The sequence below is a fragment of the Undibacterium sp. 14-3-2 genome (assembly GCF_016595265.1).
In the GTDB taxonomy this organism is placed as follows: domain Bacteria; phylum Pseudomonadota; class Gammaproteobacteria; order Burkholderiales; family Burkholderiaceae_D; genus Undibacterium; species Undibacterium aquatile.
Window position 1 is genome coordinate 41747 of the sequence record NZ_JAENGS010000007.1, and the last position, 26864, is coordinate 68610.

General features: G+C 51.7%; 22 protein-coding genes. 11 read left to right on the forward strand and 11 right to left on the reverse strand.

The window, feature by feature from the left end; translation table 11 throughout:
* Positions 1-408: 408 nt before the first annotated feature.
* The gene (gene leuE, locus Undi14_RS15165) at positions 409-1074 is read left to right on the forward strand and encodes a leucine efflux protein LeuE (protein ID WP_200181307.1); all 666 of its coding nucleotides are present in this window, start codon (positions 409-411) and stop codon (positions 1072-1074) included.
* Between the two features lie 155 nt (positions 1075-1229).
* Complete coding sequence (locus tag Undi14_RS15170; RefSeq protein ID WP_200181308.1) at positions 1230-2174, forward strand: prenyltransferase; 945 nt, start codon at positions 1230-1232, stop codon at positions 2172-2174.
* 45 nt (positions 2175-2219) lie between these two features.
* Here Undi14_RS15170 and Undi14_RS15175 read toward each other — a convergent pair whose 3' ends face one another.
* On the reverse strand, positions 2220-2843 hold the full coding sequence (locus tag Undi14_RS15175; protein WP_234030633.1) for a lipocalin family protein: 624 nt from the start codon (positions 2841-2843) through the stop codon (positions 2220-2222).
* A gap of 372 nt (positions 2844-3215) precedes the next feature.
* Between Undi14_RS15175 and Undi14_RS15180 the strand changes: the two genes are divergently transcribed.
* The 3 genes from Undi14_RS15180 to Undi14_RS15190 all read left to right on the forward strand — a co-directional run bounded on the left by Undi14_RS15180 (position 3216) and on the right by Undi14_RS15190 (position 6356).
* On the forward strand, positions 3216-4103 hold the full coding sequence (locus tag Undi14_RS15180) for a hypothetical protein (protein WP_200181309.1): 888 nt from the start codon (positions 3216-3218) through the stop codon (positions 4101-4103).
* 2 nt (positions 4104-4105) lie between these two features.
* On the forward strand, positions 4106-5434 hold the full coding sequence (locus Undi14_RS15185; RefSeq protein WP_200181310.1) for a choice-of-anchor X domain-containing protein: 1329 nt from the start codon (positions 4106-4108) through the stop codon (positions 5432-5434).
* Positions 5435-5603: 169 nt separating this feature from the next.
* Positions 5604-6356, forward strand: coding sequence for an SDR family NAD(P)-dependent oxidoreductase (locus Undi14_RS15190; RefSeq protein ID WP_200181312.1), 753 nt, complete (start codon positions 5604-5606; stop codon positions 6354-6356).
* Between the two features lie 189 nt (positions 6357-6545).
* On the opposite strand, the gene phnE is transcribed toward Undi14_RS15190, so the two are convergent.
* From phnE to prpR, 8 genes are all read right to left on the reverse strand, one after another.
* A complete protein-coding gene (gene phnE, locus Undi14_RS15195; RefSeq protein ID WP_200181581.1) occupies positions 6546-7367 on the reverse strand; it encodes a phosphonate ABC transporter, permease protein PhnE in 822 nt (273 codons plus the stop codon).
* Complete coding sequence (locus Undi14_RS15200) at positions 7367-8230, reverse strand: ABC transporter permease (RefSeq protein ID WP_234030634.1); 864 nt, start codon at positions 8228-8230, stop codon at positions 7367-7369. Before Undi14_RS15200 ends, phnE begins: the two co-directional genes overlap by 1 nt.
* A 14-nt stretch (positions 8231-8244) precedes the next feature.
* On the reverse strand, positions 8245-9144 hold the full coding sequence (locus Undi14_RS15205) for a phosphonate ABC transporter ATP-binding protein (RefSeq protein ID WP_200181314.1): 900 nt from the start codon (positions 9142-9144) through the stop codon (positions 8245-8247).
* A complete protein-coding gene (locus Undi14_RS15210; RefSeq protein WP_200181316.1) occupies positions 9144-10052 on the reverse strand; it encodes a putative selenate ABC transporter substrate-binding protein in 909 nt (302 codons plus the stop codon). The genes Undi14_RS15205 and Undi14_RS15210 overlap by 1 nt, the downstream gene beginning before the upstream one ends.
* Positions 10053-10189: 137 nt before the next feature.
* The gene (locus Undi14_RS15215; protein WP_186883727.1) at positions 10190-11209 is read right to left on the reverse strand and encodes a GGDEF domain-containing protein; all 1020 of its coding nucleotides are present in this window, start codon (positions 11207-11209) and stop codon (positions 10190-10192) included.
* Positions 11209-11820: a chemotaxis protein CheC gene (locus tag Undi14_RS15220; protein ID WP_200181319.1), complete on the reverse strand. Its 612-nt coding sequence runs from the start codon at positions 11818-11820 to the stop codon at positions 11209-11211. Before Undi14_RS15220 ends, Undi14_RS15215 begins: the two co-directional genes overlap by 1 nt.
* Entirely contained in the window at positions 11820-12182 is a 363-nt protein-coding gene (locus Undi14_RS15225; protein ID WP_200181321.1) for a response regulator, read from the reverse strand. The genes Undi14_RS15220 and Undi14_RS15225 overlap by 1 nt, the downstream gene beginning before the upstream one ends.
* 53 nt (positions 12183-12235) lie before the next feature.
* Entirely contained in the window at positions 12236-13921 is a 1686-nt protein-coding gene (gene prpR, locus Undi14_RS15230) for a propionate catabolism operon regulatory protein PrpR (RefSeq protein WP_200181322.1), read from the reverse strand.
* Between the two features lie 219 nt (positions 13922-14140).
* Here prpR and prpB point away from each other — a divergent pair, with 219 nt between their 5' ends.
* From prpB to Undi14_RS15255, 5 genes are all read left to right on the forward strand, one after another.
* The gene (gene prpB, locus Undi14_RS15235; RefSeq protein ID WP_186883795.1) at positions 14141-15031 is read left to right on the forward strand and encodes a methylisocitrate lyase; all 891 of its coding nucleotides are present in this window, start codon (positions 14141-14143) and stop codon (positions 15029-15031) included.
* Positions 15032-15181: 150 nt separating this feature from the next.
* Positions 15182-16330, forward strand: a complete 1149-nt coding sequence (prpC, locus tag Undi14_RS15240; protein ID WP_186883723.1) for a 2-methylcitrate synthase — start codon at positions 15182-15184, stop codon at positions 16328-16330.
* Between the two features lie 133 nt (positions 16331-16463).
* The gene (gene acnD, locus Undi14_RS15245; RefSeq protein WP_200181324.1) at positions 16464-19055 is read left to right on the forward strand and encodes a Fe/S-dependent 2-methylisocitrate dehydratase AcnD; all 2592 of its coding nucleotides are present in this window, start codon (positions 16464-16466) and stop codon (positions 19053-19055) included.
* A gap of 127 nt (positions 19056-19182) precedes the next feature.
* Positions 19183-20373 (forward strand): 2-methylaconitate cis-trans isomerase PrpF, encoded by a 1191-nt coding sequence (gene prpF / locus Undi14_RS15250; RefSeq protein ID WP_200181326.1) that lies wholly within the window; start codon positions 19183-19185, stop codon positions 20371-20373.
* 321 nt (positions 20374-20694) lie between these two features.
* The gene (locus Undi14_RS15255; protein ID WP_200181328.1) at positions 20695-22590 is read left to right on the forward strand and encodes a propionate--CoA ligase; all 1896 of its coding nucleotides are present in this window, start codon (positions 20695-20697) and stop codon (positions 22588-22590) included.
* A gap of 75 nt (positions 22591-22665) precedes the next feature.
* On the opposite strand, the gene Undi14_RS15260 is transcribed toward Undi14_RS15255, so the two are convergent.
* Entirely contained in the window at positions 22666-23547 is an 882-nt protein-coding gene (locus tag Undi14_RS15260; RefSeq protein ID WP_186883719.1) for an HDOD domain-containing protein, read from the reverse strand.
* Positions 23548-23801: 254 nt separating this feature from the next.
* Positions 23802-25640: a DUF885 family protein gene (locus Undi14_RS15265; RefSeq protein ID WP_200181330.1), complete on the reverse strand. Its 1839-nt coding sequence runs from the start codon at positions 25638-25640 to the stop codon at positions 23802-23804.
* Positions 25641-25835: 195 nt separating this feature from the next.
* Between Undi14_RS15265 and Undi14_RS15270 the strand changes: the two genes are divergently transcribed.
* Positions 25836-26825, forward strand: coding sequence for a fumarylacetoacetate hydrolase family protein (locus tag Undi14_RS15270; RefSeq protein ID WP_200181332.1), 990 nt, complete (start codon positions 25836-25838; stop codon positions 26823-26825).
* The last annotated feature ends 39 nt before the right edge of the window (positions 26826-26864 follow it).

The following is a 26864-nucleotide window of genomic DNA, read 5'->3' on the forward strand; positions in this document are numbered from 1 at the left end:
GGCACTGAAAATTCAATTTATCGGATGAATCTTGAATTGTTTTTTAGTAAACGTTGCGTGATTATCTATATTTTTATTGTTTATTTCAATAGTGAAAATAAAAACTTTTTTTATTAATATTTTGAATATTTCTGATAGAAAAGCGCGATAACGAAGCGCCTACTGAATATAGGCCTGTATTTTTTATCTGTTCAGATTGTGGAAAAGTGAGCCTTTTATATAAAAATGTGTTGCTTAAATGCACGTAGCCGTTTGCTATGCCCTGCAAATTTGACGTGGATACAGGTGTTTTATTTCTCCCTGATTTGTTCGCGCTGATTATTTTCATTTTTTCTTGTCTGGCGACGTACTTTGATCCGGCGCTGCTAAGATGACGACCGTTCACCGCTTCTCAAACTGACTTTTCAAATGAATGCATTGATTCACGCCAGCTTTGGCGTTTCTGATTTCTGGACTTTTCTGTTAGGGACAATCTTCATTGTTTTGCTTCCGGGGCCCAATTCCCTTTATGTACTGAGCGTCGCAGCGCAGCGTGGCGTGCGAGCAGGGTATCGCGGTGCTTGTGGAATATTTGTCGGTGATCTGGTGCTGATGGTGCTGTCTGCCGGAGGGATGGCGGCGCTGCTGAAAAGTAATGCGGGTTTGTTTTATGCCGTGAAATATGTTGGCGCGGCTTACCTCGGCTGGATAGGTATTCAGATGTTGTTGCAATGTCTGAAAATGCTGAAAACGAGGCAGGTGGTGGTCGCAGCAAAGATACTGCCTGTTCAGGCCGGTGACCCATTTGCAAAAGCTTTGATCATCAGCCTGATGAATCCTAAGGCGATACTGTTTTTCATCTCTTTTTTCATACAGTTTGTTGATCCTGAATTTCATGCGCCACTGTTGTCATATTGCCTTCTGGGGCTGATTTGTCAGTTGACCAGTTTTACGTATCTGACGTTGATTATTTTTGCCGGTGCCAGACTCTCGGAGTCTTTCCGTCAGCGCCGGCGGCTTTCTGCGCTCATGTCGGGCGGGGTCGGTGCGATGTTTATTGGTTTTGGCCTGAAGTTGGCGACGGCGACTCTTTAAGGCGCTTAGTGCTGATGTATAACAATCATTGTTATCGTTGTTTGCCTCAGATGCAGTGCAAAATCATTGTTTCGCGTTGATTGTTTTTACTGCTTTCGTTTCAGCCCGGCGCATGTAGGAAAGCGCAGGCTGCACCGTGTTTATTCTGAGGACTTATGCCCGCTGTTGAACCCAATCTGAATAATATGGCCAATCCTGTGCTGCGCTATCTGATGGCGACGCGGCCAGCATTTCTGACAGTCACCTTGTTTGCAGGTTTCATTGGCCTCGCCAGCGCTTATGCCGATGGCGTGCAGATCGATTTGCTGACGGCGGGAATGAGCTTGTTGTTTGGTCTGGTGGCTCACGCCGGTATTAACGTCCTCAATGATTATTACGATGCCCTGAACGGCACTGATGACGCGAACAATGAGCGTATTTTCCCGTTTACCGGCGGTAGTCGCTTTATTCAGAACGGCGTCTTATCCCGACGTGAAACCGCAATCTTCGGCGGCATACTGATGTTGCTTGTTGTCGTTGCCGGACTCTGGCTGATGCTGGTTTCTGACGCTGCGCTGCTATGGATAGGGGCAGCTGGTTTATTCATAGGCTGGTCGTATTCAGCACCGCCGTTCAAACTCAATAGCCGAGGGCTGGGTGAAATCGGCGTCTGGGCTGGGTTTGCACTGATTGCGATCGGGAGTGATGTTGTCCAGCGCGGTACATTCTCCGTCAAGCCGTTGATTGCGGTTGCGAGTTACGCATTGTTGGTCACAGATCTTTTGTTCATCAATCAGTTTCCGGATGAAAAGGCCGATGGCATTGCCGGTAAACGTCACTGGGTTGTACGTCTGGGGCATCACAAGGCTCGCTGGCTATATGCTGTCATCGCGGCGGCTGCATATCTCTGGCTCGCAGCGGCGGTGTGGGTCGGTGCTTTACCGCGACTTACGTTGCTGGCGTTGGCTTCCGCAGCGTTATCGTTACAGGCGGCCAGAACCCTGATTCAACATTCCGCGACGCCGTCGTCGCTGACACCAGCGATACAACAGACCATCGCCGCGGCAGCTTTACATGGCTTACTTTTATCCATTGGTATCGCCGCCGCAGTCGTGTTCTGATCAGGCGTACTGATCTCCAAAAAAAGCATGAAGGAAATGTTGTATTTACTTTTCAGATTGCTGCGGGCTGACCTGAAAATCTTGTCGGCGGTAGCCAAGTGATTCGGCTTTTTTCCATAACTGCTGTAGTGTTTCCTGATTCAGTGTCGGCGTGCGGGCAAGTATCCAGCCATATTTTCTGGATGGTTCACCAACCAGTACCCATTGGTATCCGGGGTCCAGATCAAGTATCCAGTAATCGCCGTAAAAAGGCCGGAAAAAACTGACACGCAATTTCGCGTTATTGCTGCCAGCGACCGGCTCGGCAACACCGATAGCCTCTTCCATACTGCGGTCTGCTTTACGACAACGATTGATCACGCGAATGCTGTCACCCTGTGGAACATATTCCGCCGTGGTATCGCTGACGCACATGGATTGAAAGCGATTGGGGATCAGGGCGATCTGATACCAGGTTCCCTGATAACGTTGCAGCTTCACTTCACTGACAACGGGCAGCGGTGGATATGAGGCGCTGGTACATGCTGCCAGTTCCATGACCGATGTGATGACAAGCAGGTACCTCATCAACGCGCTTAATGGTTTCGCAGGTTTCGCTGGTTTTAATGGTTTGTGCATGGTGATGGTCTGGTGATCGGTAAAAGCAAATGTCTCGAATCTGACTGGCATCTGCTGCGAGGCGGCGGTATTTTACTATTGTACGTAACCGACGTTTTCCGCGCTGACCGTTTAGCTTTCTGCTTCGCGAAGTGTTGTTTAGAGTCTGGTCTCTAATGTCCGGAATGAATTCCTTTCCTCATAGTGCTTTTATCTGTTTTGCCGCTGTCCCTGACCTTGATCTGTACGATCAGGTGAAGTTATTTTGTTGCATTGCAAGTTGACATCATCGGCGTTGATTTCGATACTGCGCTGCGATCTTCCTGTCTGCATCATTGCTCTCTAGCTTATGCATTTATGCGAGGCGGACGGCTGGATTGTTTTTGTTTTCTGATCTCTGTATTCCATGGTTTTTCATCCAGGCAGCACTCAACAAGGAGTTGAATGATGAAGTTAATGCGGATAATGATTACCCTGATGCTGTTGTCGCTGGCAGCAATATCCAGCATCGCCAGTGCCACTAATTACACCTTGTGGATTAATGGTCGCGGTGGTGGCGGTGTGGTTGGCGACTACAACAGTTTTACCTACTGGGGACCTTCGTCCACCGCGGCCGGCGTGAATAAAAAAGCGGTCAACTGGGATGGCTACAACAGTATTTCATCGCAAAACAGCAAGATACGCGATGCGCTGGATTGCTTCTGTACCGGCAGTAACTGGTGTTATGTGGCGACGCACAGCGCTGGCGATCTGATGCTGGGCTATACGCTGGCAAACTATGGCGGCTCGACACGTACCAAGAAAAACGCCGTGGCCAATTCCTCCGGTCAGTGTGGTAACAGCGATGGCACGACACAGGTGGGTTGGAATATCAAGTGGGTCAGAACGGCGTCTGGTGCCGGTGGTGGTTCGGAACTATCTGATGTCGGCTCCTGGGCGGTATCAGAACCGTTGGTGAAAGATCTGAAAACAACAACCGCCAGAGCGATGTACAACCATAACGAAACCCGCAACGTCTGGTTCTATATGTATGCCGGAGCGAAAGGCACAGTGTATTCCGGAATTCTGCCCGGACAGGATGACGAGGCCGTGGCTTATCACAGCACCGGTGGTGTGGCAGGTTCCGCCGGACAATCCTTATGCAATCCGAGTGACTGGCTATGCAATGACCTGACGCTGGGAACGGCGGCGAATGAGGGCGGTTCCGTCAAATGGAGTTATCACTCGGTCAGTTTCAGGGACGATGCGGAAGCCTACAATCACTACGCCAATAGTAACTGGCAAGGCATTATTTCTGTCGTGCGGGCGGCGATGGTAAGTAATGCGACGTAATAATGCCACGTAAGCCAGCATCCTCCGAACGCCCTCAGCACCGGCGAGGTAAGCCACCAGTCGATGGTGGTTCATCTTCCGGTGCCGGTGGGTTCAGTCGCTATAAATTCATCGCCATCATTGCTCTGCTGGTAGTGGTGGTGATGGCTGCTGGCTGGAACTGGTTTCCTGAAGCACCTGCCGGCCAGGTCGTTGCGACGACAACAAAGAATGAACATTTTCTGGCGATGCCTGCTGCTGGCGCACAACCAGCAGCAGCGGTCTTACCGAAAGACGCACAACGCCAGTTGCTGGTTGCGCAACTGGAACAGGCCGATCAGGCGCTTTGCAATTATGTTGAATCAACCCGTTACCCGAATAGCTCCCGCCCGCTGAGCGAACATCCGGATCAGGTTTACCCTAACCAACCGGTCGCAGAATCGCATCCCATGCGAAAAAAAGGTGGCGGTACGGACAAAGAAATTCAAATCCAGACGACGCAATCGCGTGTTTATCTGGCGGCTGGCGAAGCTGTCATATTCACCATCAAAGCGACCGACACCAGCGGCAAGCCGCTCGCACTCAGTGTCGATAAAGCGATTGCACGTGGCCTGGTGTATGCCGGTGGTCGCGAGACGTCGCCGGTGTCCGTGCCTATGTCGGACAATGGCCGTGAGGGCGATGCGATTGCTGGTGATGGTATTTACAGCGGTATGCTGGCACCAGCCCAGACCGGGTTCGCCAGTTTCAACGGCACGATACGTACAGAATTAACTTATGTCGTGAATGGTCAGACCGGTTTCGTGTTTTTCGATGTGATTTATTCGTCGGAAACACCAGCCATCTGGAGCGGCAATATCCGTGAATCGACCGAAGGTGGCTCGCTCAGGTTTATCCTGAAAGCCAATGTCAACACGCCGGGGCGTTACATCGTCAATGGCCGTGTCGATGATGCGAAAGGAAAGCCCTTTGCTCTGGTGACTTTTAACGACCTGCTGCCGCAGGGCAGTAATGATATTCCGCTGACAGTCGTTGGTAATCTGCTGCGTGACCAGCAACCGGCAATGCCGCTGACTTTGCGTGATGTTGATGCGTATTTGCTGAAAGAAAATACCGATCCTGACCGTGCGCTGATGCTGCGTCTGGAAGGCAGCGCCTATGTCAGCAAAACCTACCCGCTGAAGACGTTTTCGGATGCCGAATGGAGCAGCGAAGAGCGCAGCCGCTACATCACCGAATTCAGCAAGGATGTGGCGTTGGCCAAATCTGCGTTGCTGCAATTTGATCCTGAACAGGAGCGCAAACCTTTACCGCAGAGCGAATGCAGCAGAAATAAAAAGCCGAAAAATTAGGCGTGCAGACGCAGTTGATTTATCGTCCGTCAAAACAGACCACAGCGATGGTGGTATCGTGTGTTTTATTATCGGATTGCGGTCAGTTGCATGCGATCTGACATGATGCAGCCGTGCCCATTCAGCGTCATCAGCAAGGATGTGATCTTGCATTTTCAGGAGAACTATTATGCGTTTGAAAGATAAAAACATCATCATCACTGGTGGTGCCAGCGGCATCGGTCTGGCAACGGCTGAGCGTTGTCTGCAAGAGGGCGCGAATGTGGTGATTGCTGATTTGCCGGGTGCTGCCCATGAACAACTGGCGCGTGATCTCGACGCGCGCTTCACGGGGCGCTGCCTGTTTATCGCGGCGGATGTCAGCTCGACCGCGCAAGCCGATGCACTGATTGCGGCGACGGTTGTGGCACTCGGAAGTGTTGATGGTGTGTTCAATAATGCCGGCATCGGTGGCCTGAGTCCGGCGGATATCTATACCGATGAAGAGTTTCTGCGCGTGATCGATATCAACCTGATGGGCGTGTTCCGGATTGCCCGCGCTGCCTTGCATCAGATGTATCAGCAGGGCAGCGGCAGCATCGTTAATTGCGCATCGATACTCGGTGTATTCGGTCAGAGCATGACGGCGGCCTATTCTGCGGCAAAAGGTGGCGTGGTTAATCTGACCCGCACGCTGGCGCTTGAATCGGCGGCAAAAGGCGTGCGGGTAAATGCTGTTGCGCCAGGTTATATCGACACACCTTTGTTGTCGCTGCTTGATGACAATATGCGCAAAGCTTTAATCAGTCTGCATCCTGTCGGTCGCCTCGGGCGGCCTGAGGAGGTGGCGAATGCGGTCGTGTTTTTACTGAGTGACGAAGCCAGTTTTGTGACCGGTGCCAATTTACTGGTCGATGGCGGTTTTACGGCGGGTAAATCCTGATTTTTCGCGCAGCGATGTGTAAGGCCGCAGCGCGGCCTTTTTTTATATTTTATCCGCCAAAACGGCTTAAATATACTGGGGGGAGTATTTTATAAACCCCTTTATTGACGCTGAGATTAGCGCGAAATGAATGGATACTCCCCATTTTTGATGAAAATAGGGCCTCGCTGCAAACGGATTGTGTGGCTGTTAACGCATCAGCCAGCGGCGTATCGCAAAGCTCAGCGCATCCACCAGCGCGACCAGTATCAGCATCGCGATAATGACGGTTGCCGCTGTCGGCATCTGAAACAGCGACAGATGGTATTTCAACATTTGCCCCAGTCCGCCTGCACCGACAACACCGAGAATGGCGGCGGCGCGGATATTGTTTTCCCAACGATACAAGGTGTATGACAGCATTTGCGGCAAACCTTGCGGCAAGGTCGCATACAGAAACGCATTGCCAGCACTGACGCCGTTTGTACGCAGACTCGTTTCCGCATGTGGTGGCAGGTTTTCCAGAGTTTCGGCGAACAAGCGACCCAGCACACCAGTGGTATGCGCTGCCAGCGCAACCGTACCGGCAAAGGGTCCCAGCCCGGCGGCGATCAGCATGATAGACGCCCACACCAGTTCGGGAATCGCCCGCAGGATATTCAACAGCAGTCGCGCAATTCGCATGGCGACACCGCCGAAACGACCGCTGGCAGGCAAGGCCATCAATAAGCCCAGCAAGGCGGCAATTAAGGTGCCGAGGGCGGACATTGCCAGTGTTTCCAGTGCCGCGAAAAAGACCTTGTTCACTAAACCGGCACTGGTGTCGGGCGGTGTGAAACCACGCAAGAATTCTGCCGAAGTACGAATCGCCTCTTCGCTCAGCAGCGTGCGCCAGTCGATTTGCAGACTGTAAAAACTGGCGGCCACCAGCAGCACCAGCGTCAGCAACACCAGTGCCGTATTGCGACTGATAAGCGCCGGTGCTGGCGGTAATGCAAGCGGATCTGCCTGGTTGATAGACGACGGTTTCATCATTCCAGACCTTTGCGGAAAAACTGACTGAGCGCATCCGCCGCCGCAACCAGCAAGACGAACACGATCAGCATTGTCGATACTTCGGCACCCGCCAGCATTTTCATCGACTCATCCATACGCTGACCTAATCCGCCTGCGCCGACGAAGCCCATCACGACCGAGCCGCGAATCGCGCATTCCCAGCGATAGACGGTGTACGACACTAATTCTGACGCGGCATTCGGCAGCGTGCCGTATAAAAATGCCGCCAACCGCGAGCTGCCATTTTCGAGTAACACGCGGGTGGCCTGTGGTTCGCTGGCTTCGATGATTTCAGCGTAAACTTTCCCCAGCATGCCGCAGTAAGTGAGGGCGATTGCCAGTACGCCAGCGGTGGGGCCGAGCCCGACGATGCGCACGAACAGCAAAGCCCAGACCAGCTCGGGAACACTGCGCAATAACACCAGTAGCCAGCGCATACTTTGTCGCAGCAAGCGCGCAACGAAATGCATGCGGCCAGTGCCGAGACGGGAAATGGATAACTGTTCATTCACCAGCAGCGTCATCGGGATCGCGGCGGCGATCGCCAGAGTGACCCCGGCCGTTGCCATGGCGACGGTTTGCCAGGTCGCTTCCAGCACGATCAGTAAAAATTCTTTGTCATGCGCTGGTGGAAAAAAATTGGCGAGAAAACGTCCGGTGGCGCTCAGGCTTTGCGCATCAATCAGCGCCCACGGGCGGAATTCCGTCAGCAGCAAAGTCGGCCAGAGCACGATCAGCGCCAGTATGGTCAGCGTGATGCGGCTGCGCCACGCGGGGTCGCGCGGCATCTCTGCGGTGATTGCAGGAGATAGGGAAGGTGAAGCAGGATTAGTGTGCATTGCCGCAGATGAGTTCAGAAACAACGGGCCTGACCGGTATGGACTTCGCCGGAAACGGAGGTACTCCGGGCCTCTGCATTTGTAGCCGCATTCTTCTCTTCAGATTCGGTAAGCGACTGTGCGTTCTTGTATAAATCCGCGATCATCTGGTCGCTGACATGCTTGCTGTCGAACAGAATTTTGCCATCGCGTAAGCCGATAATCCGGCTGAAATGACTGCGCGCCAGCTCGACCTGATGCAGGCTACAGATCAGGCTGGCATTGCGTTGACGCGCCTCTTGCTGCAAGCTTGCCAGCGTTTGCTGTGCCAGCGTCGGGTCCAGTGCCGACAGCGGTTCATCCACCAGCAACAGCTGCGCATCGGACAGCAGCAAACGGGCAAGGCCGCAGCGTTGGCGTTCGCCACCGGACAGTTGATCGACACGCGCATACAGCTTATGTTGCAGATGAAAGCGCGCCAGAGCATCAAATGCCCCACGGGGATCTACAGGTCTGATCAGGTTACGTATGGCTTTCAGCAAAGACCAGTGCGGCAAACGCCCTGCCAGTACCGAAGTGACGACACGCTGACGTGCAGGCAGAGGTGGTGTTTGCGGCGCCAGAAATAACTGGCTGCGCAGTTGATGGCGTGCTGAGTGCGACAGTTGCCAGACGGGTTGCCCATTAAAAATCAACTCGCCTTGCGTTGGCTGACTGGCGCAGGCAAGGGTGTGCAGCAAAGTGGTTTTGCCAGCGCCGGACGGGCCGATGATGGCAATCTGCTCGCCTTGCTGTATCTGCAGATTAATATCCTGCAGCGCAAACGATGCTGCTGGCTGTTGGCGGAATAACTGCCTGCCACCGGACGCAGCAGTTTGCGGATGCCTGACGAACAAACTCCGCACGAGCACTTGCGGTTGCGGAGAACGCTCCATTATTTCAATAAACCGGCATTGTGAGCGGCTGCTTCAATTGCCTTGTAGTTTTCTGCTTTGGTTGGAATAAAACGGCTGGCGCGTTGCAGCTCCAGAATTTCCTTATCTTCGGCTTTGCTTGCATCCAGAGACAGGAATGCATCCGTGATTTTCTTGCGCAGTTCGGCTGGCATATCGGCGCGGACTGTCCAGTTGTAATCGAAGTAGCCGGGCGTTGTGTAAAACACGCGTACCTGTTTGGTATCGACTTTGTTCTGCGCTACCAGTTTGTCCCAGACCGAAATATTTAATGCACCAGCATCAACCTTGCCGCCGGAAACCGCAGCGACAGTCGCATCATGCGCACCCGAAAATGCAATGCGCTTCAGATCGGTATCCGGATTGATTTTTGCCGCCAGCAAATAAGAGCGCGGCATCAGGTGGCCGGACGTCGATGACTCGGAACCGAAAGTGAAGGTCTTTCCTTTCAGGTCTTCCAGCTTGTGTATGTCTTTGTTGGTGGTGATGAAAACGGATTTGAATTTTTCATCCTCTTCACGTTGCACCAGCGGGATCACCTGATCTTTACTGCGGACTTTGGCTTGCACGAAAGTGAAGCCGCCAAACCAGACCATATCCAGTTTTTTATTGATCAGGCCTTCAACTGATGCGGCGTAATCGGTCACTGGAATGAATTCCACTTTCATGCCGGTTTTTTTTTCCAGATACGCGCCCAGAGGTTTGAATTTACGTTGTAACTCGGTCGGCGCTTCATCCGGAATCGCCGACACACGCAATACTTGCTGAGCTTGCGACTGCGCCATGCTGAAGCCGCTGAAACCGAGCAGACTCAGCAAGCCAGCTGCGAGCAAAGCTGTGCTGCGACGGCGCGAAGGGCGGGAAATATGTAAGGAATGAGTTGGCAACATGATTCTCTCTGTGTCGGTTGATTCGAGGATGGTAAGGATGACAGCCGTGCTGTCATTGCGCTTGCCGCTGGTTGCTTATTTAGTGCTCGTTTAGCTTTTTGATGACTTGATGATGCTTACTGCCGGACTGAAGAATCTTATGCCGCACTGTTTTTGCTCTGCGCTTGTTTCGTAACATCAGCCGTTTGGGGTAACTGCGGCAGTTTCAGAAAAATTGCTTTGTTCCGGCCATTGTTTTTAGCGGCATACAGAGCAGCATCGGCTGTTTTCAGTAACAGCGCGGGATCGCTGCCATCTGCATTGCAATAGCAGCTGTAACCGATACTGATACTGACGTGCTCGCTGATCGGCGATTTCTCATGCCGGATCGCCAGATTGGCCACGGCGGCTCTTATTTTTTCGGCAAACTGTATGGCGCCTTCTTTGCTCATATCCGGCATGATGACGATAAATTCTTCACCGCCAAAGCGCGCAATCGCATCGCTGGCTCTGACCAACTGGCTTTTGAGTCCGGTTGCGACCTGTACCAGGGCTTTATCACCTGCGACATGACCATAGTGATCGTTGTAATCTTTAAAGAAATCAATATCGATCATGAAGACGGCCAGCGGGTTGTTCTGACGAATCGCATTTGCCAGCGCGATTTTGTAATGTTCGTCAAAAAAACGACGGTTGTAGATGCCGGTCAGGCTGTCGGTAGTGGCTTCTTTTTTGAGTATCTCAGAATGGGTACGCAGAATTTTTTCGCGTTTGATCGATGCACTGGAATCAGAAATCTGTACCAGACACCAGCGCTCACCTTCGACGCTGAGCGGCGTCAGAGTGATGGACTGATGCAGACGCTTTTTCTCTCCGGCTTCATCGGCTTGCTCGAACAAGGCCAGCGGGAAACGGTGCAGGGCGTTTGATAACACGACCGGTAAGCCGTAATTCAGCGTGTTGCCGAGTGCAGTTAAAAAAGCACGTGTCGGCGCGTCTTCAAACGCCGCATTGATATGCAGTCCTTGCGCTTCGTCGGCACTGATGCCGCTGTGTTTTTCAACCCAGCCATTCCAGAGCACAACGTGTTGTTTTGCATTAACGACGATCAAACCCAAATTGATGGTCTTTAAAATTTCCACTGTTGCTGAGGGCGACAGCGGTAATACATCCGACATCAAATTTCTCCCAGATATCGTTCTATCTGAATGATCAGACTTTCAAGGGAAGTTGAACTTAACAAAAAGATCAAGTGGCCCTCGGAACGGCGTTTTTCGATCGCCAGATCAATGTGCAACAGTAAGACGTAAGGCTGTTTTTCGTCATCACTGACACGCCGGAATATTTCTTCGGTGGTGGCGACGGTGTAGTCAGGCAGTGAGCAGTCGAGCGGGATGTTGAGCATATCTGCCATGGCAGACAGGCAGGCGTTCAGGATGATATTGCCGAGTTCGCACATTGCTTCCTGCTCAAATTCGGCAAGGTCTTCCAGACTGATCTGCGAGCCCATCATATCGCGCACGATTTCGAGCGCATGTTCTTCGGTGAATAATAGTAAGGCTTCGGCCTGAAACGAACCGCTGAAGGTCTGGTGGACAGTGCCAAAACGATTGCTTTCAAGTGAGATGGCCGACAAATCGATCTCAGAGGATTTACGGATCTCTACCGAAGGAACAGACAGCAGAACTTCGTCACCAACGATTTCAGACAGGCTGGCCGCTGCTCTGCCGGCGCCGACATTGAAGACTTCGCTTAATGCATCGAGATGAAGTTCGCTCAGAGTGTTCATTATTCGCTCATGAAGTGATGGATAACGATCGCAATGGATTTTTCTGTGACTGGTTTTGCTACAAAAATAGCGCCGAGTGCATGCGCCCGTGTTTGCATGGTGTCTTGTACGTTTGCTGAGAAAATGGCGATACGCATGTGTGGATGGGCTTGCAATATCTGTTCTGCTGCATCGGTTCCCAGCATGCCTGGCATATTGATGTCCATGGTACAGAAATCCGGCGCATGTTGCTCTACCATTTTGATCGCTTCCTCGCCTGAGGCTGCTTCAATAAATTCCCATTCAGGCTGAACTGCTTTCACGTGGGCGCGGATAACCATGCGCGAGACTTTACTATCATCAACAATAAGTAATTTTTTCATATTTCACCGTTGCAATTCGGCAGTGAGGGGGATATCGGAAATTGGGGCTCATTTTACCTTACAGACTGATGATTTTCATCGCCTGATTTGTCGTTAATTTGTAGTTGCTTTAATTTTCGCCAAAGCGTTGTCCTGCTGATGCCAAGATGGGCGGCAACGGCGTCCCGCTGATAACCGAAACGCTGCATGATTTCTTCCAGCGTTTCCTGGTTGGCAGCCCGCATACCCGGTAACTGCTCTTCTACCTGAGGGATCTGATGGATGACTTTTGTCGTTTCGTTCGTCGTGATTTTGTCTGATAATTCCGGCAAGATTTTGCTGACAAACGCCGGACTCAGCGCCTGCAATGGCTCTGCGGCGAGAAATAGTGCCAGCCTTTCCATCATGTTGCGCATTTCTCTGACGTTGCCGGGCCATGGGTAAGTTTCAAATAAGCCGGTGCAACTGCTGATTTCCGCATGCAGATTCGGATGAGGGCGAGCACCCATCGCCGCCAGTGCATGTTTCAGACTCCATTCGGCCAGTGGCATGATGTCGACATGTCGCTCGCGCAGCGGTGGCAATTGCAGACGCAACACCGCAAGCCTGTAAAACAGGTCTGAGCGGAATTTTCCTTCTCTGATTCTGGCTTCCAGATCGCAATGCGTGGCGCTGACGATGCGCACATCAACCGCCACCGGCCGTACGCCGCCGACCCTGACGATTTCGCGCTCTTCCAGAACGCGCAGCAGACGGGTTTGCAGGTTCAGCGGCATTTCGCCGATTTCATCCAGAAATAAGGTGCCGCGATTGGCGGCTTCGAATAAGCCCGCATGACCGCCACGGCGCGCACCGGTGAATGCGCCTTCGTCATAACCGAATAATTCCGATTCCAGCAGCGATTCCGCAATCGCACCGCAATTGACAGCAACAAAAGGCTGCCGTGCCCGTGGGCTTTCGCTGTGAATGGCCTGCGCAGCCAGTTCTTTACCGGTGCCGGTTTCGCCCTGCAGTAACACCGTGGCGGGGGAACGCGCAAATAAGGTGATCGCGCGGCGGGTATTTTCCATGATTGCCGACTCACCGCGCAGGTCATTGATCCCGTGCTTGGTACGTAAGGCGTCTGCGGCCGGATGATGGCGGCCGCGTTGTGATTCCAGGCGTGTCAGCCGGGCAATTTCGAGCGCGTCGTCAAATGCCTGACGAATTGAGGTGGCGGAGTACATAAAAATACCGGTCAGACCTGCCTCGACTGCCAGATCGGTAATCAGGCCGGCACCGACGATCGCCTGAATACCGCTGGCCTTGAGTTCGCTGATCTGCGCTCTGGCATCTTCTTCAGTCACGTAGGTGCGTTGTTCTATTTTGAAGCCAAAAGTATTTTTAAAATCAGCCAGTTCGGGCATGGTTTCCTGATAGGTGATCAGACCAATTTCTTTGGATACCTTGCGCGCCCGCGCCAGTGCCTGCATGACGTCAAAGCCGCTGGCCTTGGCGGTGACAACCGGAATCGGCAGGCGGCTTTTCAGATACGCGGCATTCGAGCCAGCCGCAACGACCGCGTCGCAGCGTTCGGTTTGCAGGCGTTCGCGGATGTGCTGTACCGCTTCCTCAAAACCCATATTGAGCGGAACGATATCGGCATTGGCATCGTATTCCACCATGATGTCGCGGAACATATCGAATAGGCGGGAAATCGATACCGTCCAGATCACGGGTTTGTCTTGTGTTTCACGCGGCGGCAATGGCGGTTGTTTCATATTTGTTTCAATCCTGAAAAATGTGTTTCATTTTTCGTTTTATGAAACATCATTATGAAACATTTTATGCTTAATGTGCAATTGATTATTCTTAATCTGCGCTGTTTAAGTCCTTGATTTTTAACATTCCCGGTCTAAGCTGTTGCGATGCCGGCTGGTGCTGGCATGTTGATTGCAATAGACGCTGGCAACTTCATTAACCTGAAAGACATCAACGATATGAGCAACTACTCCGCAGGTGCGGCCTTCCGTAAGGCGATGCAAGAAGAATCCCCGTTACAAGTGGTCGGCGCGATCAACGCGAACCACGCTTTGTTGGCCAAACGCGCTGGCTTCAAGGCTATTTATCTCTCTGGTGGCGGCGTCGCTGCCGGTTCTCTGGGGTTGCCAGATCTGGGTATTTCCAATCTGGACGACGTGCTGACCGATGTCCGCCGTATTACTGACGTGTGCGACCTGCCTTTGCTGGTGGACGTGGATACCGGTTTCGGTTCATCTGCGTTCAACGTGGCACGTACAGTCAAATCGATGATCAAATTCGGCGCTGCGGCGATGCATATTGAAGATCAGGTCGGCGCCAAGCGTTGCGGCCATCGTCCGAACAAAGAAATCGTCACCAAGCAGGAAATGGTCGATCGTATCAAAGCGGCAGTCGATGCGCGTACTGATGAAAATTTCGTGATTATGGCGCGTACCGATGCGCTCGCCGTCGAAGGTCTGGAAGCCGCGATTGATCGCGCTCAGGCGTGTGTTGAAGCGGGTGCCGACATGATTTTCCCGGAAGCGATCACCGAACTGGCGATGTACAAACAATTCGCTAACGCGGTCAAAGTACCGATTCTGGCAAACATCACAGAATTCGGTGCGACACCGTTATATACCGTCGAAGAACTGGCCGCAGTGGATGTCGGTCTCGTGTTGTATCCATTGTCCGCATTCCGCGCGATGAACAAAGCTGCAGAAAACGTGTACACCGCGATTCGCCGCGACGGCTCGCAAAAGAACGTGGTCGATACCATGCAGACACGGATGGAATTATACGAACGCATCAACTATCACGATTTTGAGCAAAAACTGGATGCCTTGTTTGCGCAGCAAAAGAACAAATAATTCCTTATTTTTTACCGGATTCCATTCATTTTAAAACCGTATAAAAACACATACTCCCCCTGTTTTTTTAAATAATCGCCTTATCCTCAGCAGATTCATTGGGCGTTAAAAAATACTGGGGGGAGTATCTAATTATCTCAGGAGAGCACCATGACCGAAGCAGTTCCTTTCAAACCAAAGAAATCCGTTGCCTTGTCTGGCGTAACTGCGGGTAATACCGCTTTGTGTACCGTGGGTAAAACCGGTAACGACCTGCATTACCGTGGTTACGATATTCTCGACGTGGCCGATGCCTGCGAGTTTGAAGAAATCGCCCATTTGCTGGTGCACGGCAAATTGCCGACGGTCGCCGAATTGCATGCCTACAAAGCGAAACTGAAAGCATTGCGCGGCTTGCCTGCGAATGTCAAAGCAGCGCTTGAGTGGCTGCCAGCATCGTCGCATCCTATGGACGTGATGCGTACCGGTGTTTCCGCACTGGGTTGCGTTTTGCCAGAAAAAGATGACCACAACACACCGGGCGCACGTGATATCGCTGATCGCCTGATGGCGTCACTAGGTTCCATGCTGCTGTACTGGTACCACTACAGCCACAACGGCAAACGCATAGAAACCGAAACCGACGACGAATCGATCGGCGGCCATTTCCTGCACTTGTTGCATGGCCAAAAGCCAAGCAAGCTGTGGGAAAAAGCCATGCATACCTCACTGATTCTGTATGCAGAACATGAATTCAATGCATCGACATTTACCGGTCGTGTGATCGCCGGTACCGGTTCCGATATGTATTCTGCGATTACCGGCGCAATCGGCGCATTGCGTGGTCCTAAGCATGGCGGCGCAAATGAAGTGGCGTTTGAAATCCAGAAACGCTATGACAATCCGGATGAGGCAGAAGCGGACATCAAAAAACGTGTTGAAAATAAAGAAGTCGTGATCGGTTTCGGTCACCCTGTCTACACGATCTCTGATCCACGTAACAAAGTGATCAAAGAAGTCGCGCGCAATCTGTCGAAAGATGCGGGCGCTATGAAAATGTACGATATCGCTGAACGTCTGGAAACAGTGATGTGGGACATCAAAAAAATGTTCCCGAATCTGGACTGGTTCTCTGCTGTGTCGTATCACATGATGGGCGTGCCAACAGCGATGTTCACACCATTGTTCGTGATCGCCCGCACATCCGGCTGGGCGGCACACATCATAGAACAGCGTATCGATAACAAGATCATTCGTCCTAGCGCAAATTATGTCGGTCCTGAGGACTTGAAATTTGTGCCGATCAAGAGCCGTAAATAATCTGTCATTTGTCTGAGGCGCTGACGCTGCTTACTCATGTGTAAGCAGCGTCAGCGCAGAAAAGAGGGTAAAGACGCAGCAAGAGATTGCCACGCGTTTCGCTCCCGGAACATCCATTATTCCTGAATAAGCCATGAACACTGCAAACCGCAAACCACTCCCCGGCACCCAACTGGATTTTTTCGACGCCCGTGCGGCAGTCGATGCGATTCAACCCGGCGCCTATGACAAGCTGCCATACACATCTCGCGTACTGGCTGAAAATCTGGTGCGTCGTTGCGATCCAGCGACCCTGACTGATTCTCTGAAACAGTTCATCGAACGCAAACGCGAACTCGATTTTCCGTGGTTCCCCGCGCGCGTGGTCTGTCACGATATTCTGGGACAGACTGCGCTGGTCGATCTGGCGGGTTTGCGTGATGCGATTGCAGAGCAGGGCGGTGATCCGGCGCAAGTAAATCCGGTCGTGCCGGTGCAACTGATTGTCGATCACTCGCTGGCCGTGGAATGCGGTGGTTTTGATCCTGACGCGTTCGCCAAAAACCGTGCGATTGAAGATCGTCGTAATGAAGATCGCTTTGACTTCATTAACTGGACCAAAAAAGCCTTCAAAAATGTCGATGTGATCCCACCGGGTAACGGCATCATGCATCAGATCAATCTGGAACGGATGTCACCGGTGATTCATGCGAAAGATGGCGTGGCATTCCCTGATACGCTGGTCGGTACCGACAGCCATACGCCGCACGTTGATGCGCTGGGTGTGATCGCGATTGGTGTTGGTGGTCTGGAAGCAGAAAACGTCATGCTGGGTCGCGCATCATGGATGCGTCTGCCGGACATCATCGGCGTGGAACTATCTGGTCGTCCGCAGCCAGGCATCACTGCAACTGACGTGGTGCTGGCATTGACTGAATTCCTGCGTAAGCAAAAAGTGGTGGGTGCCTACCTTGAATTTTACGGCGCTGGCGCTGCTGCGCTGACGCTCGGTGATCGCGCGACGATTTCGAATATGGCACCGGAATACGGTGCGACAGCGGCGATGTTCGCGATCGATCAGCAAACCATCGATTATCTGAAACTGACAGGTCGCACTGATGAACAGGTGAAACTGGTCGAGACTTATGCGAAAGCTGCCGGTCTGTGGGCAGACAGTCTGATCAATGCTGAGTACGAACGCGTATTGACATTCGATTTGTCCAGCGTGGTGCGCAATATGGCTGGTCCATCCAATCCGCATGCACGTGTGGCAACAGCCGATCTGGCCGCCAAAGGCATCGCTGCAAAATGGGATGATGTGCCAGGGCGAATGCCAGATGGTGCCGTGATTATCGCCGCCATTACCAGCTGCACGAATACCAGTAATCCACGCAATGTGATTGCCGCAGCGCTGCTGGCACGTAACGCTAACCGACTCGGGCTGACCCGCAAACCGTGGGTGAAATCCTCACTGGCGCCAGGCTCCAAAGCCGTTACGTTGTATCTGGAAGAAGCTGGTTTGATGGATGATCTGGAAAAGCTGGGCTTCGGCGTGGTTGCCTATGCCTGCACGTCTTGCAATGGCATGTCCGGCGCGCTTGATCCTGTGATTCAGCAAGAAATTATTGATCGCGATTTATACGCGACAGCCGTGTTATCCGGTAACCGTAATTTCGACGGACGTATCCATCCGTATGCAAAACAAGCATTCCTCGCATCGCCACCGCTGGTCGTTGCGTATGCGATTGCCGGGACGATACGTTTTGATATTGAGAAGGATGTACTGACCGTCGTCGATGGCAAAGAAATCCGTCTGAAAGATATCTGGCCTACCGATGAAGAAATTGATGCGATCGTGAAATCCAGCGTCAAGCCTGAAATGTTCCGTCAGGTGTATGAACCTATGTTTGCGATTCAGGCCGACAACGGTGAGAAAGTCAGCCCGCTGTATGACTGGCGTCCGCAAACGACGTATATCCGCCGTCCACCATACTGGGAAGGCGCGCTTGCTGCACCACGTACGATGACGGGCATGCGTCCTTTGGCGGTATTGGGCGACAACATCACCACCGATCATTTGTCACCATCGAATGCGATCATGCTCGACAGTGCGGCGGGTGCTTACCTCGCAAAAATGGGCTTGCCGGAAGAAGATTTCAATTCCTACGCAACCCATCGCGGCGATCATCTGACAGCGCAGCGCGCGACCTTTGCGAATCCGACATTGAAAAATGAAATGGTACAGGTCGATGGCAAAGTGAAAGCAGGTTCGCTGGCTCGCATAGAGCCGGAAGGTAAAGTGACCCGCATGTGGGAAGCGATTGAAACCTATATGGAGCGCAAGCAGCCATTGATCATTATCGCCGGTGCGGATTACGGTCAGGGTTCATCGCGTGACTGGGCAGCCAAAGGTGTACGTCTGGCGGGTGTGGAAGCGATTGTGGCTGAAGGTTTCGAACGTATCCATCGTACGAATCTGGTCGGTATGGGCGTATTGCCTCTCGAATTCAAACCAGGCGTGAACCGCCTGACGCTGAATATCGATGGCAGCGAAACTTTTGATGTCGTTGGTCAACGCACGCCACGCGCTACGCTGACGCTGATCATTCATCGTAAAAATGGTGAACGCGTCGAAGTGCCTGTCACCTGCCGCCTGGATACTGCAGAAGAAGTCTCTATTTATGAGGCCGGCGGTGTGTTGCAGCGCTTTGCGCAAGACTTTTTGGAATCCACAAAAGCCGCTTGATCTAAGTCTGTGCAGCAGAACGATGGTGAGTCGTCCGCGCCATCGTTTCAGTCAGATAATGATCGCTGCATAGGTCACAATTAGTCACTAGCAGTTTTCAGGTATAGAAAAGTACGAAAGATAAATAATGGCTCATCCAGCTCAAATTAAAATTCCCGCGACGTATATTCGTGGTGGCACCAGCAAAGGCGTGTTTTTCCGTTTGCAGGATTTGCCGCAGGCGGCACAAGTACCCGGTGGTGCGCGTGATGCGATTCTGTTGCGCGTGATCGGTAGCCCCGATCCTTACGGCAAACAAATCGACGGCATGGGCGGTGCGACATCCAGCACCAGCAAGACCGTGATTCTGTCGAAAAGCACGAGAGCTGATCACGATGTCGATTACCTGTTCGGTCAGGTGTCGATAGATAAGGCTTTTGTTGACTGGAGCGGTAATTGCGGCAATCTGTCGGCAGCGGTCGGTTCATTCGCGATTAGCGCCGGTCTGGTGGATGCGAGTCGTGTTCCGCAAAACGGCGTTGCCGTAGTACGCATCTGGCAGGCGAATATCAGTAAAACCATCATCGCTCATGTGCCAATCACGAATGGCGAAGTGCAGGAAACCGGTGATTTTGAACTCGATGGCGTAACTTTTCCTGCCGCTGAAGTGCAGCTCGAATTCATGGATCCTGCCGCCGATGAAGAAGGCGCTGGCGGTTCCATGTTCCCGACTGGGAATCTGGTCGATGATCTGGAAGTGCCCGGTATCGGTACGCTGAAAGCGACGATGATTAATGCCGGTATTCCGACGATTTTTGTGAATGCTGAAGCGATAGGCTACACCGGCACGGAGTTGCAAGACGCGATCAACAGTGACGCTGCTGCACTCGCTAAGTTCGAGACTATCCGCGCTTACGGTGCAGTCCGCATGGGCTTGATCAAGCATATTGACGAAGCGGCTCAACGCCAGCATACGCCTAAGGTAGCTTTCGTTGCAAAACCGCAATCGTATGTTTCTTCCAGTGGCAAGCAAGTCAATGCAACGGAAATCGATTTGTTAGTGCGCGCTTTGTCTATGGGCAAACTACACCACGCGATGATGGGGACAGCAGCGGTTGCTATCGGCACAGCAGCGGCGATTCCTGGCACGCTCGTCAATCTGGCGGCAGGTGGCGGCGAGCATACTGCGGTGCGCTTCGGACATCCATCCGGTACATTGCGGGTCGGTGCGGAAGCAACGCAGGTGAATGGTGAATGGACCGTCAAAAAAGCCATCATGAGCCGCAGTGCCCGCGTGCTGATGGAAGGCTGGGTGCGCATTCCCGGTGACACGTTCTGATTTTACACATCATCATATGTCAACTGACCGCACAATCCGCTTCGTCATGACGACGACTCTCTTGTTGAAAGAGTGTCTGCGTACGGTGTTGCGGTTGGTTTCTTCCTACCTGAGGTCTTATCAACCATGGCTGGCAGGAACGCTGGAAAGATCATGCAAATGCTCGCATTCGCATCGCTCGTCACGCGCAGAAACAACGCAGAACAATCAGACGCGACCCGTTAAACGGTCGCGTTTTTTCTTGGTCGCTTACATAAAACTTACAGATTCATTCGCATTTCGCTGACCCGGAATGCAGCACAATAAAAAACAGGAGAGAGTATGTCTTACGCAGCGTTTTATCAGCAATCGATACAAAATCCAGAATCATTCTGGGATGATCAGGCCAAATTGATCGACTGGCACAAACCTTACCAGCAGGTACTTGATCACAGCCAGCCGCCATTTGCCAAATGGTTTGTCGGTGGTGAAACGAATCTTTGCTATAACGCGGTTGATCGCTGGGTTGCAACGCAGCCGGATAAAGCGGCACTGATTGCGATTTCTACCGAAACCAATACGGAGAAAGTGTATAGCTTTGCTGAGTTGCATCAGGAAGTGCAACGTATGGCGGCGATTATGTTGTCGCTGGGCGTGCAGCGCGGTGACCGTGTTCTGATTTATATGCCGATGATTGCCGAGGCCGCGTTTGCGATGCTGGCCTGTGCCCGTATCGGTGCCGTGCATTCAGTGGTGTTCGGTGGCTTTGCTTCAAAAAGTCTGGCAACCCGTATTGACGATGCCAAGCCGATACTGGTTGTATCGGCAGATGCCGGTATGCGTGGCGGTAAGGCCGTTCCATATAAGCCATTGTTGAATGATGCAATTGAATTAGCCGAACATAAGCCAGCGCATGTGCTGATTGTGAATCGCGGTCTTGATGCAATGACGCTGGTTGCGGGGCGCGACGTCGATTACGCGGCATTGCGTGCACAACATATGCAGACACCGGTGCCAGTAACTTGGCTGGAATCAAACGAGATGTCGTATGTGCTGTATACATCGGGAACGACTGGCAAACCGAAAGGCGTGCAGCGCGATGTCGGTGGTTATGCGGTGGCGCTGGCTGCGTCGATGAAACATATCTATTGCGGCAATGCCGGTGAAACCTACTTTGCTACATCCGATATCGGTTGGGTAGTCGGACATTCTTACATTGTCTATGGCCCGCTGATCGCAGGCATGGCGACGATTATGTACGAGGGCACACCGATTCGTCCTGATGCGGGTATTTGGTGGAGCATCGTTGAAAAATACAAAGTCACGCGCATGTTTTCTGCACCGACGGCGATTCGTGTGCTGAAAAAACATCCGCCTGAACTGATGAAGAAATATGATTTATCTTCGTTGAAGGCTTTGTATCTGGCGGGTGAACCGCTGGATGAAACAACCTCAAGCTGGATCGCGACCGAGCTTGGTGTGCCGATTATCGACAATTACTGGCAGACAGAAACCGGCTGGCCAATTTTGTCGGTCGCCCGTGCCATTGAAAATACCCCGACCCGGCTGGGTAGCCCCGGTGTCGCGATGTATGGTTACAACGTTCAGATCATTAATGAAATGACGGGCGCTGAATGCGGCCCGAATGAAAAAGGTGTTGTTGCGATTCGCGGCCCTTTGCCGCCGGGTTGTATGCAAACGGTGTATGGTGATGACCAGCGTTTCGTCAGTACCTATTGGGCAAATTTTGCGCATGAGCAGTTGTATTCAACTTTTGACTGGGGTATTAAAGACGAAGATGGTTATTACTTCATCCTTGGACGTACTGATGATGTGATTAATGTCGCTGGTCATCGTCTTGGTACGCGTGAAATCGAAGAGAGTATTTCCAGTCATCCACAGATTTCTGAAGTTGCTGTGGTCGGCATCGAAGATAAACTCAAAGGGCAGGTTGCTGTCGCCTTCGCGACACTGAAGCATCCTGATACCGCGACGACGCCAGAGCAAAAGCATGCATTGGAAGCGGAAGTGATGGCTGTTGTAGATAAGCAACTTGGTGCGGTTGCCAGACCATCCCGTGTGTATTTTGTCGGGATGTTGCCTAAAACCCGTTCGGGTAAATTACTGCGTCGCTCAATACAGGCGATTTGCGAGGGCAGGGATGCGGGTGACCTGACAACCATCGAAGATCCTCATTCATTAGCGCAAATCAAGGATGTGGTTGGTCAGAAGGTGTAGTCAGATGTTCTCAGCATAAAAAGAGGTGGATATGCATAGACCGCATATCCACCTCTTTTTTTTACTGTTGTTGTTTTACACCAGCAAGGCCGATGTCAGGCTGCTGACCTCCTCGTCAGACTCTTCCAGTATGCTGTTGAGCGTGCCGTCGCCGACAACAAAATCGATTTCAGATGCGAATTGTTCTGCTTCCGCATAAGAATTGTAGTCAAAAGGGGATTTTGTTCTGGCCAGCTCATTCGCCAGTAAGATGGTATCGCCCAGCGTTTCTGGCGGCATCGCGCGCAAGCCAAACCATAGCGCCTCCAGCGCTTCGACTACGGTTGGCGGTAGTTGCAGAGTCTGGATGACAGCACGGCCAATAATCGCTTCGCTTGAATCACCTTCGTCCTCATCCAGCGGATCTTCAGACACCGATTTTTCGCTTGTTTCTATGATGGGATATTCGATTTCGAGTAAAGATGGGAATTCTTCGGCACGAGATAACAGATAGAAATTACCGACTTCATGCACGATGCCAGCGAACATCGCTGTCTCTGGATCAACTTTCGTGATTTTGCGTGCAATGACCCGCGACAGGGCGGCAACTTGCGCCGAGTGTTCCCACAACGTGCTGACCATGCCCTGAATACGTCTGTCTTTGCTACTTCCGGCTAACTGCCGGACTACAATCGACGCCACTATTGCGTTCAGGGTGGCAAACCCAACACGGTTGATCGCTGCCTTCACGTTGTTGACGACATTGCCTCTGCTATACGCTGCAGAGTTTGCCGTTGCCACCACGCGTGCCGCCAGCAGCGGCTCATTCAGTACCAGCCTGGCAGCAAGATCTGCTGAACATTCGGGGTCTTTGATCGCTTGTTGAATTTTTACGGATGCCGCGATATTCGTAGGGAATACCAGGTCGCCGTTGTTGGCTTGTTCAACAATGTATTTAAGCGCTGTGGATCTGTTCATCGCAGAGGTCATGTTGGTTAAACGTCGCTGATGTTTCCGGTTTGCGTTTGCCTGCTACACCACCGGAGAAAGAAAACTCGATTTACTGCTTCTGTCACCGTTGCTGTGGCTTAGCCCCAAATACCATTCATTACATTGTAAGTGTTAATTTTAACAATGAAGTTATGAGGCAATGAATATCATTGCCTCATTCTGCTCGACTTGACACTGAAGGTCAATCAAGCTTCTGTAAAAATACGTAAATGTTTCTTCGTTTATTTCATTTGCTTCTGATCATTGATCCACTTCAATACCTTTGTTTCAAGCAAGGAGAGTGGCAGCGTGCCGTCGCTCAATACGACATTGTGGAAACGTCGCAAATCAAAACGATCGCCCAGTGCTGTCTGAGCTTTCTGGCGTAACTCCATGATTTTGAGTGAACCTATCTTATATCCTAATGCCTGACCTGGCCACGCCATATAGCGTTCTATACATTGGCGTGAAACGGCCTCACTGTATCCCAGTGTCTGTTGCAGATATTGGATTCCCTGTTCGCGGGTCCAGCCTTTGGCGTGCATGCCGGTATCGACAACCAGTCTGGTCGCGCGCAGCATTTCATCGCTCAGATGACCGTAATAGGCCGCGGGGTCATTTTCAAACAAACCCATTTCACGGCCCAGGGTCTCTGCATAAAGCGCCCAGCCTTCTGTGTAGGCATTATTACCACCGACCTTACGGAACTTCGGTACATCTAACTCTTGTAAGGTCGCCAGATGAAAATGATGTCCCGGTTGCCCTTCGTGCAGGAATAAGGTTTTCATTCCTGTGGTGGCGTAATCCTCTGGCTTATTTATAACTGCCCAGAATACGCCTGGACGAGAGCCATCAATGGCCGGCGCTGTGTAGTGATCGGATGCTGTTGCGCGGCTGATTTCTGGTTCAGGGCGAATTTCCAATGCTGCTTTTGGCGTTTTCTCAAAGAATTCCGGCAGCTTTTGTCTGACAATGCCATCAATCGCAATATAAGCGTCGAGCACTTCTTTTTCGGTTTTGAATGGGCGGTAGCTTGTTTGCGCTTCCATCCATTCAGGCAGGGATTCAGGTGTGCCCTGATAACCGAGTTTTGGCCCAAGTATTGCGTATTCACGCTGGATGCGGGCGACTTCTTTAAGGCCAGTTGCATGAATTTGTTCTGGTGTCAGGTGCGTTGTCGTCTGATCCTCAACCCATGCCTGATACCACTGTGCGCCACCCGGCAATGCACTCCATCCTGTGCTGTCGCGGCTGGCAGGTAGATACTCGTCTTTCAGAAATTGATTAAAGCGGCGTAGTGCTGGTAATACTTGTTTTTGTATCGCGGATTGATAATCTTTACTCAGACGCAGTTTGTCTGCCTCGGTAAATTCAGCCGGAAAATTTTTAACCGGAAGATAGTATGGATGTTCGGTTGCCTGATCTGTTACCAGTTGCGCGAACTGAGGCAACATTGAAATCACCAGTGCTTTTGGTAGCACGATCTTACGACGCATTCCTTCGCGCATATTGGTGCTCGCCTGTTGCAACCATTCTGGCAACTGCCGGATCCGCTTCAGATAATTGTCGTATTGGGGAACGGTCTTCAATAATTGCGCACTTTGTCCACTGGCGAAATGTGCCAGCGTCAGCGGCACGTTGTCCATTTGATTTACTGGCATGAGCCTGTCGTCAAATTTCGACATGCGAATTGCGGCTGCGATTTCAAATTGCAGGCAATCATAAGTGACCTGGTCAGGTGTGCTCAGCGCATTGCGCCGGATAGCCGACAGTGCTTTTGATATCTGGCTCAACTGGGCTATTTGTTTTGCCTTGATTGCCGGATTTAAAGTCTGCGGCAATTTGTCGTCGTAGCGGCTGTCGCCGTTATAGGTCGCGGCTATCGGTTCAAATTTAGCCTGCGTTTCATAGTAACGCTCCGCCAGTGCCTCCAGTTTTTTCGCTGCCGTGACGGAATGTTCTGCGTGCGTTGGCACTGCTGCCGAAGATGGCAAATTCTCTGCGTACGTTAGAGATATTCCGCTACCCAGGTAGCCGATGCTGAGAGCGAGCACTGTTAAAGAGATTGAACGACGTAACATGTGATGATGTCCTGAAAAATAGTATATGCCAGCGCTTTCAGTAGTAATTGATGTTTCAACTGGCGAGTCTGCCCGCTATTTTATGTCAGCAAGCTCCTTTGTTCCGAGCAATTTATTGTCATCGCCGTGCTGACTTATTTCTCTGAAACTTCTTCAGGTAAAATCAGGCTTAACCGAATTACCTCAGGAATGTTGATGAAGCTTGCTACTCTTAAAGATGGATCGCGTGACGGGCAATTAGTGGTCGTGGCCAGGGATTTGAAAACAGCCTGTATTGCGGACGGTATTGCGTCAACATTGCAGCGTGCGCTGGACGATTGGAATTTCATTGCTCCCCAACTCGGTGAGTTGTATGACAGATTAAACGCTGGCAGAGCGGTGAATAGTTTTGAGTTTGAGCCGCAGAATTGTATGGCGCCGTTGCCACGCGCTTTTCAATGGGCGGATGGCTCATCGTATGTGAATCACGTTGAGCTGGTGCGCAAAGCCCGAAATGCTGAAATGCCGGATAGTTTTTGGCATGATCCTTTGATGTATCAGGGCGGCAGTGATGATTTTATCGGGCCTTGCGACGACATCGTTACGCGCTCAGCGGAATGGGGAATTGATTTTGAAAGTGAAATCGCGGTCATCACTGGCGACGTACCAATGGGAGTGAAAGTGCAGCATGCAGGGGAAGCGATACGCTTACTGATGCTGGTGAACGACGTCTCGCTGCGGAATCTGATTCCGGCTGAACTGGCAAAAGGATTCGGTTTTTTGCAGTCTAAACCCGCGACCAGTTTTTCTCCGGTAGCGGTAACGCCTGATGAATTGGGTGACGCGTGGAAGGATGGGAAAGTCCATCTGCCGCTGAGATCCAGCTGGAACGGCAATCTTGTCGGGCAGCCTAATGCAGGCGTGGATATGGTGTTTTCTTTCCCGCAATTGATTACCCATTTGTGTAAAACACGGAATGTGCGAGCCGGTTCAATTGTCGGTTCGGGAACTGTATCGAATAAGGATGCGGCTAAGGGATATAGCTGCATCGCTGAAAAACGTGCACTGGAGATGATCGCAACCGGTGAGCCCCTGACGCCATTCATGCAATATGGCGACAGCATTAAAATCGAAATGCTGGATAAGAATGGAAAATCAATTTTTGGTGCGATTGATCAAAGTGTTGTTGAGGCGGACGGAGTCTGATATACCGCGTGTTTATTGAGTAAGAGCTGCGTGGACAGT

Excerpts from the sequence above, each read along its gene's own strand:
- leuE (WP_200181307.1), top strand. The coding sequence starts at position 409 with ATGAATGCATTGATTCACGCCAGCTTTGGCGTTTCTGATTTCTGGACT.
- Undi14_RS15170 (WP_200181308.1), top strand. The coding sequence starts at position 1,230 with ATGCCCGCTGTTGAACCCAATCTGAATAATATGGCCAATCCTGTGCTG.
- Undi14_RS15175 (WP_234030633.1), bottom strand. The coding sequence starts at position 2,843 with ATGCCAGTCAGATTCGAGACATTTGCTTTTACCGATCACCAGACCATC.
- Undi14_RS15180 (WP_200181309.1), top strand. The coding sequence starts at position 3,216 with ATGATGAAGTTAATGCGGATAATGATTACCCTGATGCTGTTGTCGCTG.
- Undi14_RS15185 (WP_200181310.1), top strand. The coding sequence starts at position 4,106 with ATGCCACGTAAGCCAGCATCCTCCGAACGCCCTCAGCACCGGCGAGGT.
- Undi14_RS15190 (WP_200181312.1), top strand. The coding sequence starts at position 5,604 with ATGCGTTTGAAAGATAAAAACATCATCATCACTGGTGGTGCCAGCGGC.
- phnE (WP_200181581.1), bottom strand. The coding sequence starts at position 7,367 with ATGAAACCGTCGTCTATCAACCAGGCAGATCCGCTTGCATTACCGCCA.
- Undi14_RS15200 (WP_234030634.1), bottom strand. The coding sequence starts at position 8,230 with ATGCACACTAATCCTGCTTCACCTTCCCTATCTCCTGCAATCACCGCA.
- Undi14_RS15205 (WP_200181314.1), bottom strand. The coding sequence starts at position 9,144 with ATGGAGCGTTCTCCGCAACCGCAAGTGCTCGTGCGGAGTTTGTTCGTC.
- Undi14_RS15210 (WP_200181316.1), bottom strand. The coding sequence starts at position 10,052 with ATGTTGCCAACTCATTCCTTACATATTTCCCGCCCTTCGCGCCGTCGC.
- Undi14_RS15215 (WP_186883727.1), bottom strand. The coding sequence starts at position 11,209 with ATGTCGGATGTATTACCGCTGTCGCCCTCAGCAACAGTGGAAATTTTA.
- Undi14_RS15220 (WP_200181319.1), bottom strand. The coding sequence starts at position 11,820 with ATGAACACTCTGAGCGAACTTCATCTCGATGCATTAAGCGAAGTCTTC.
- Undi14_RS15225 (WP_200181321.1), bottom strand. The coding sequence starts at position 12,182 with ATGAAAAAATTACTTATTGTTGATGATAGTAAAGTCTCGCGCATGGTT.
- prpR (WP_200181322.1), bottom strand. The coding sequence starts at position 13,921 with ATGAAACAACCGCCATTGCCGCCGCGTGAAACACAAGACAAACCCGTG.
- prpB (WP_186883795.1), top strand. The coding sequence starts at position 14,141 with ATGAGCAACTACTCCGCAGGTGCGGCCTTCCGTAAGGCGATGCAAGAA.
- prpC (WP_186883723.1), top strand. The coding sequence starts at position 15,182 with ATGACCGAAGCAGTTCCTTTCAAACCAAAGAAATCCGTTGCCTTGTCT.
- acnD (WP_200181324.1), top strand. The coding sequence starts at position 16,464 with ATGAACACTGCAAACCGCAAACCACTCCCCGGCACCCAACTGGATTTT.
- prpF (WP_200181326.1), top strand. The coding sequence starts at position 19,183 with ATGGCTCATCCAGCTCAAATTAAAATTCCCGCGACGTATATTCGTGGT.
- Undi14_RS15255 (WP_200181328.1), top strand. The coding sequence starts at position 20,695 with ATGTCTTACGCAGCGTTTTATCAGCAATCGATACAAAATCCAGAATCA.
- Undi14_RS15260 (WP_186883719.1), bottom strand. The coding sequence starts at position 23,547 with ATGAACAGATCCACAGCGCTTAAATACATTGTTGAACAAGCCAACAAC.
- Undi14_RS15265 (WP_200181330.1), bottom strand. The coding sequence starts at position 25,640 with ATGTTACGTCGTTCAATCTCTTTAACAGTGCTCGCTCTCAGCATCGGC.
- Undi14_RS15270 (WP_200181332.1), top strand. The coding sequence starts at position 25,836 with ATGAAGCTTGCTACTCTTAAAGATGGATCGCGTGACGGGCAATTAGTG.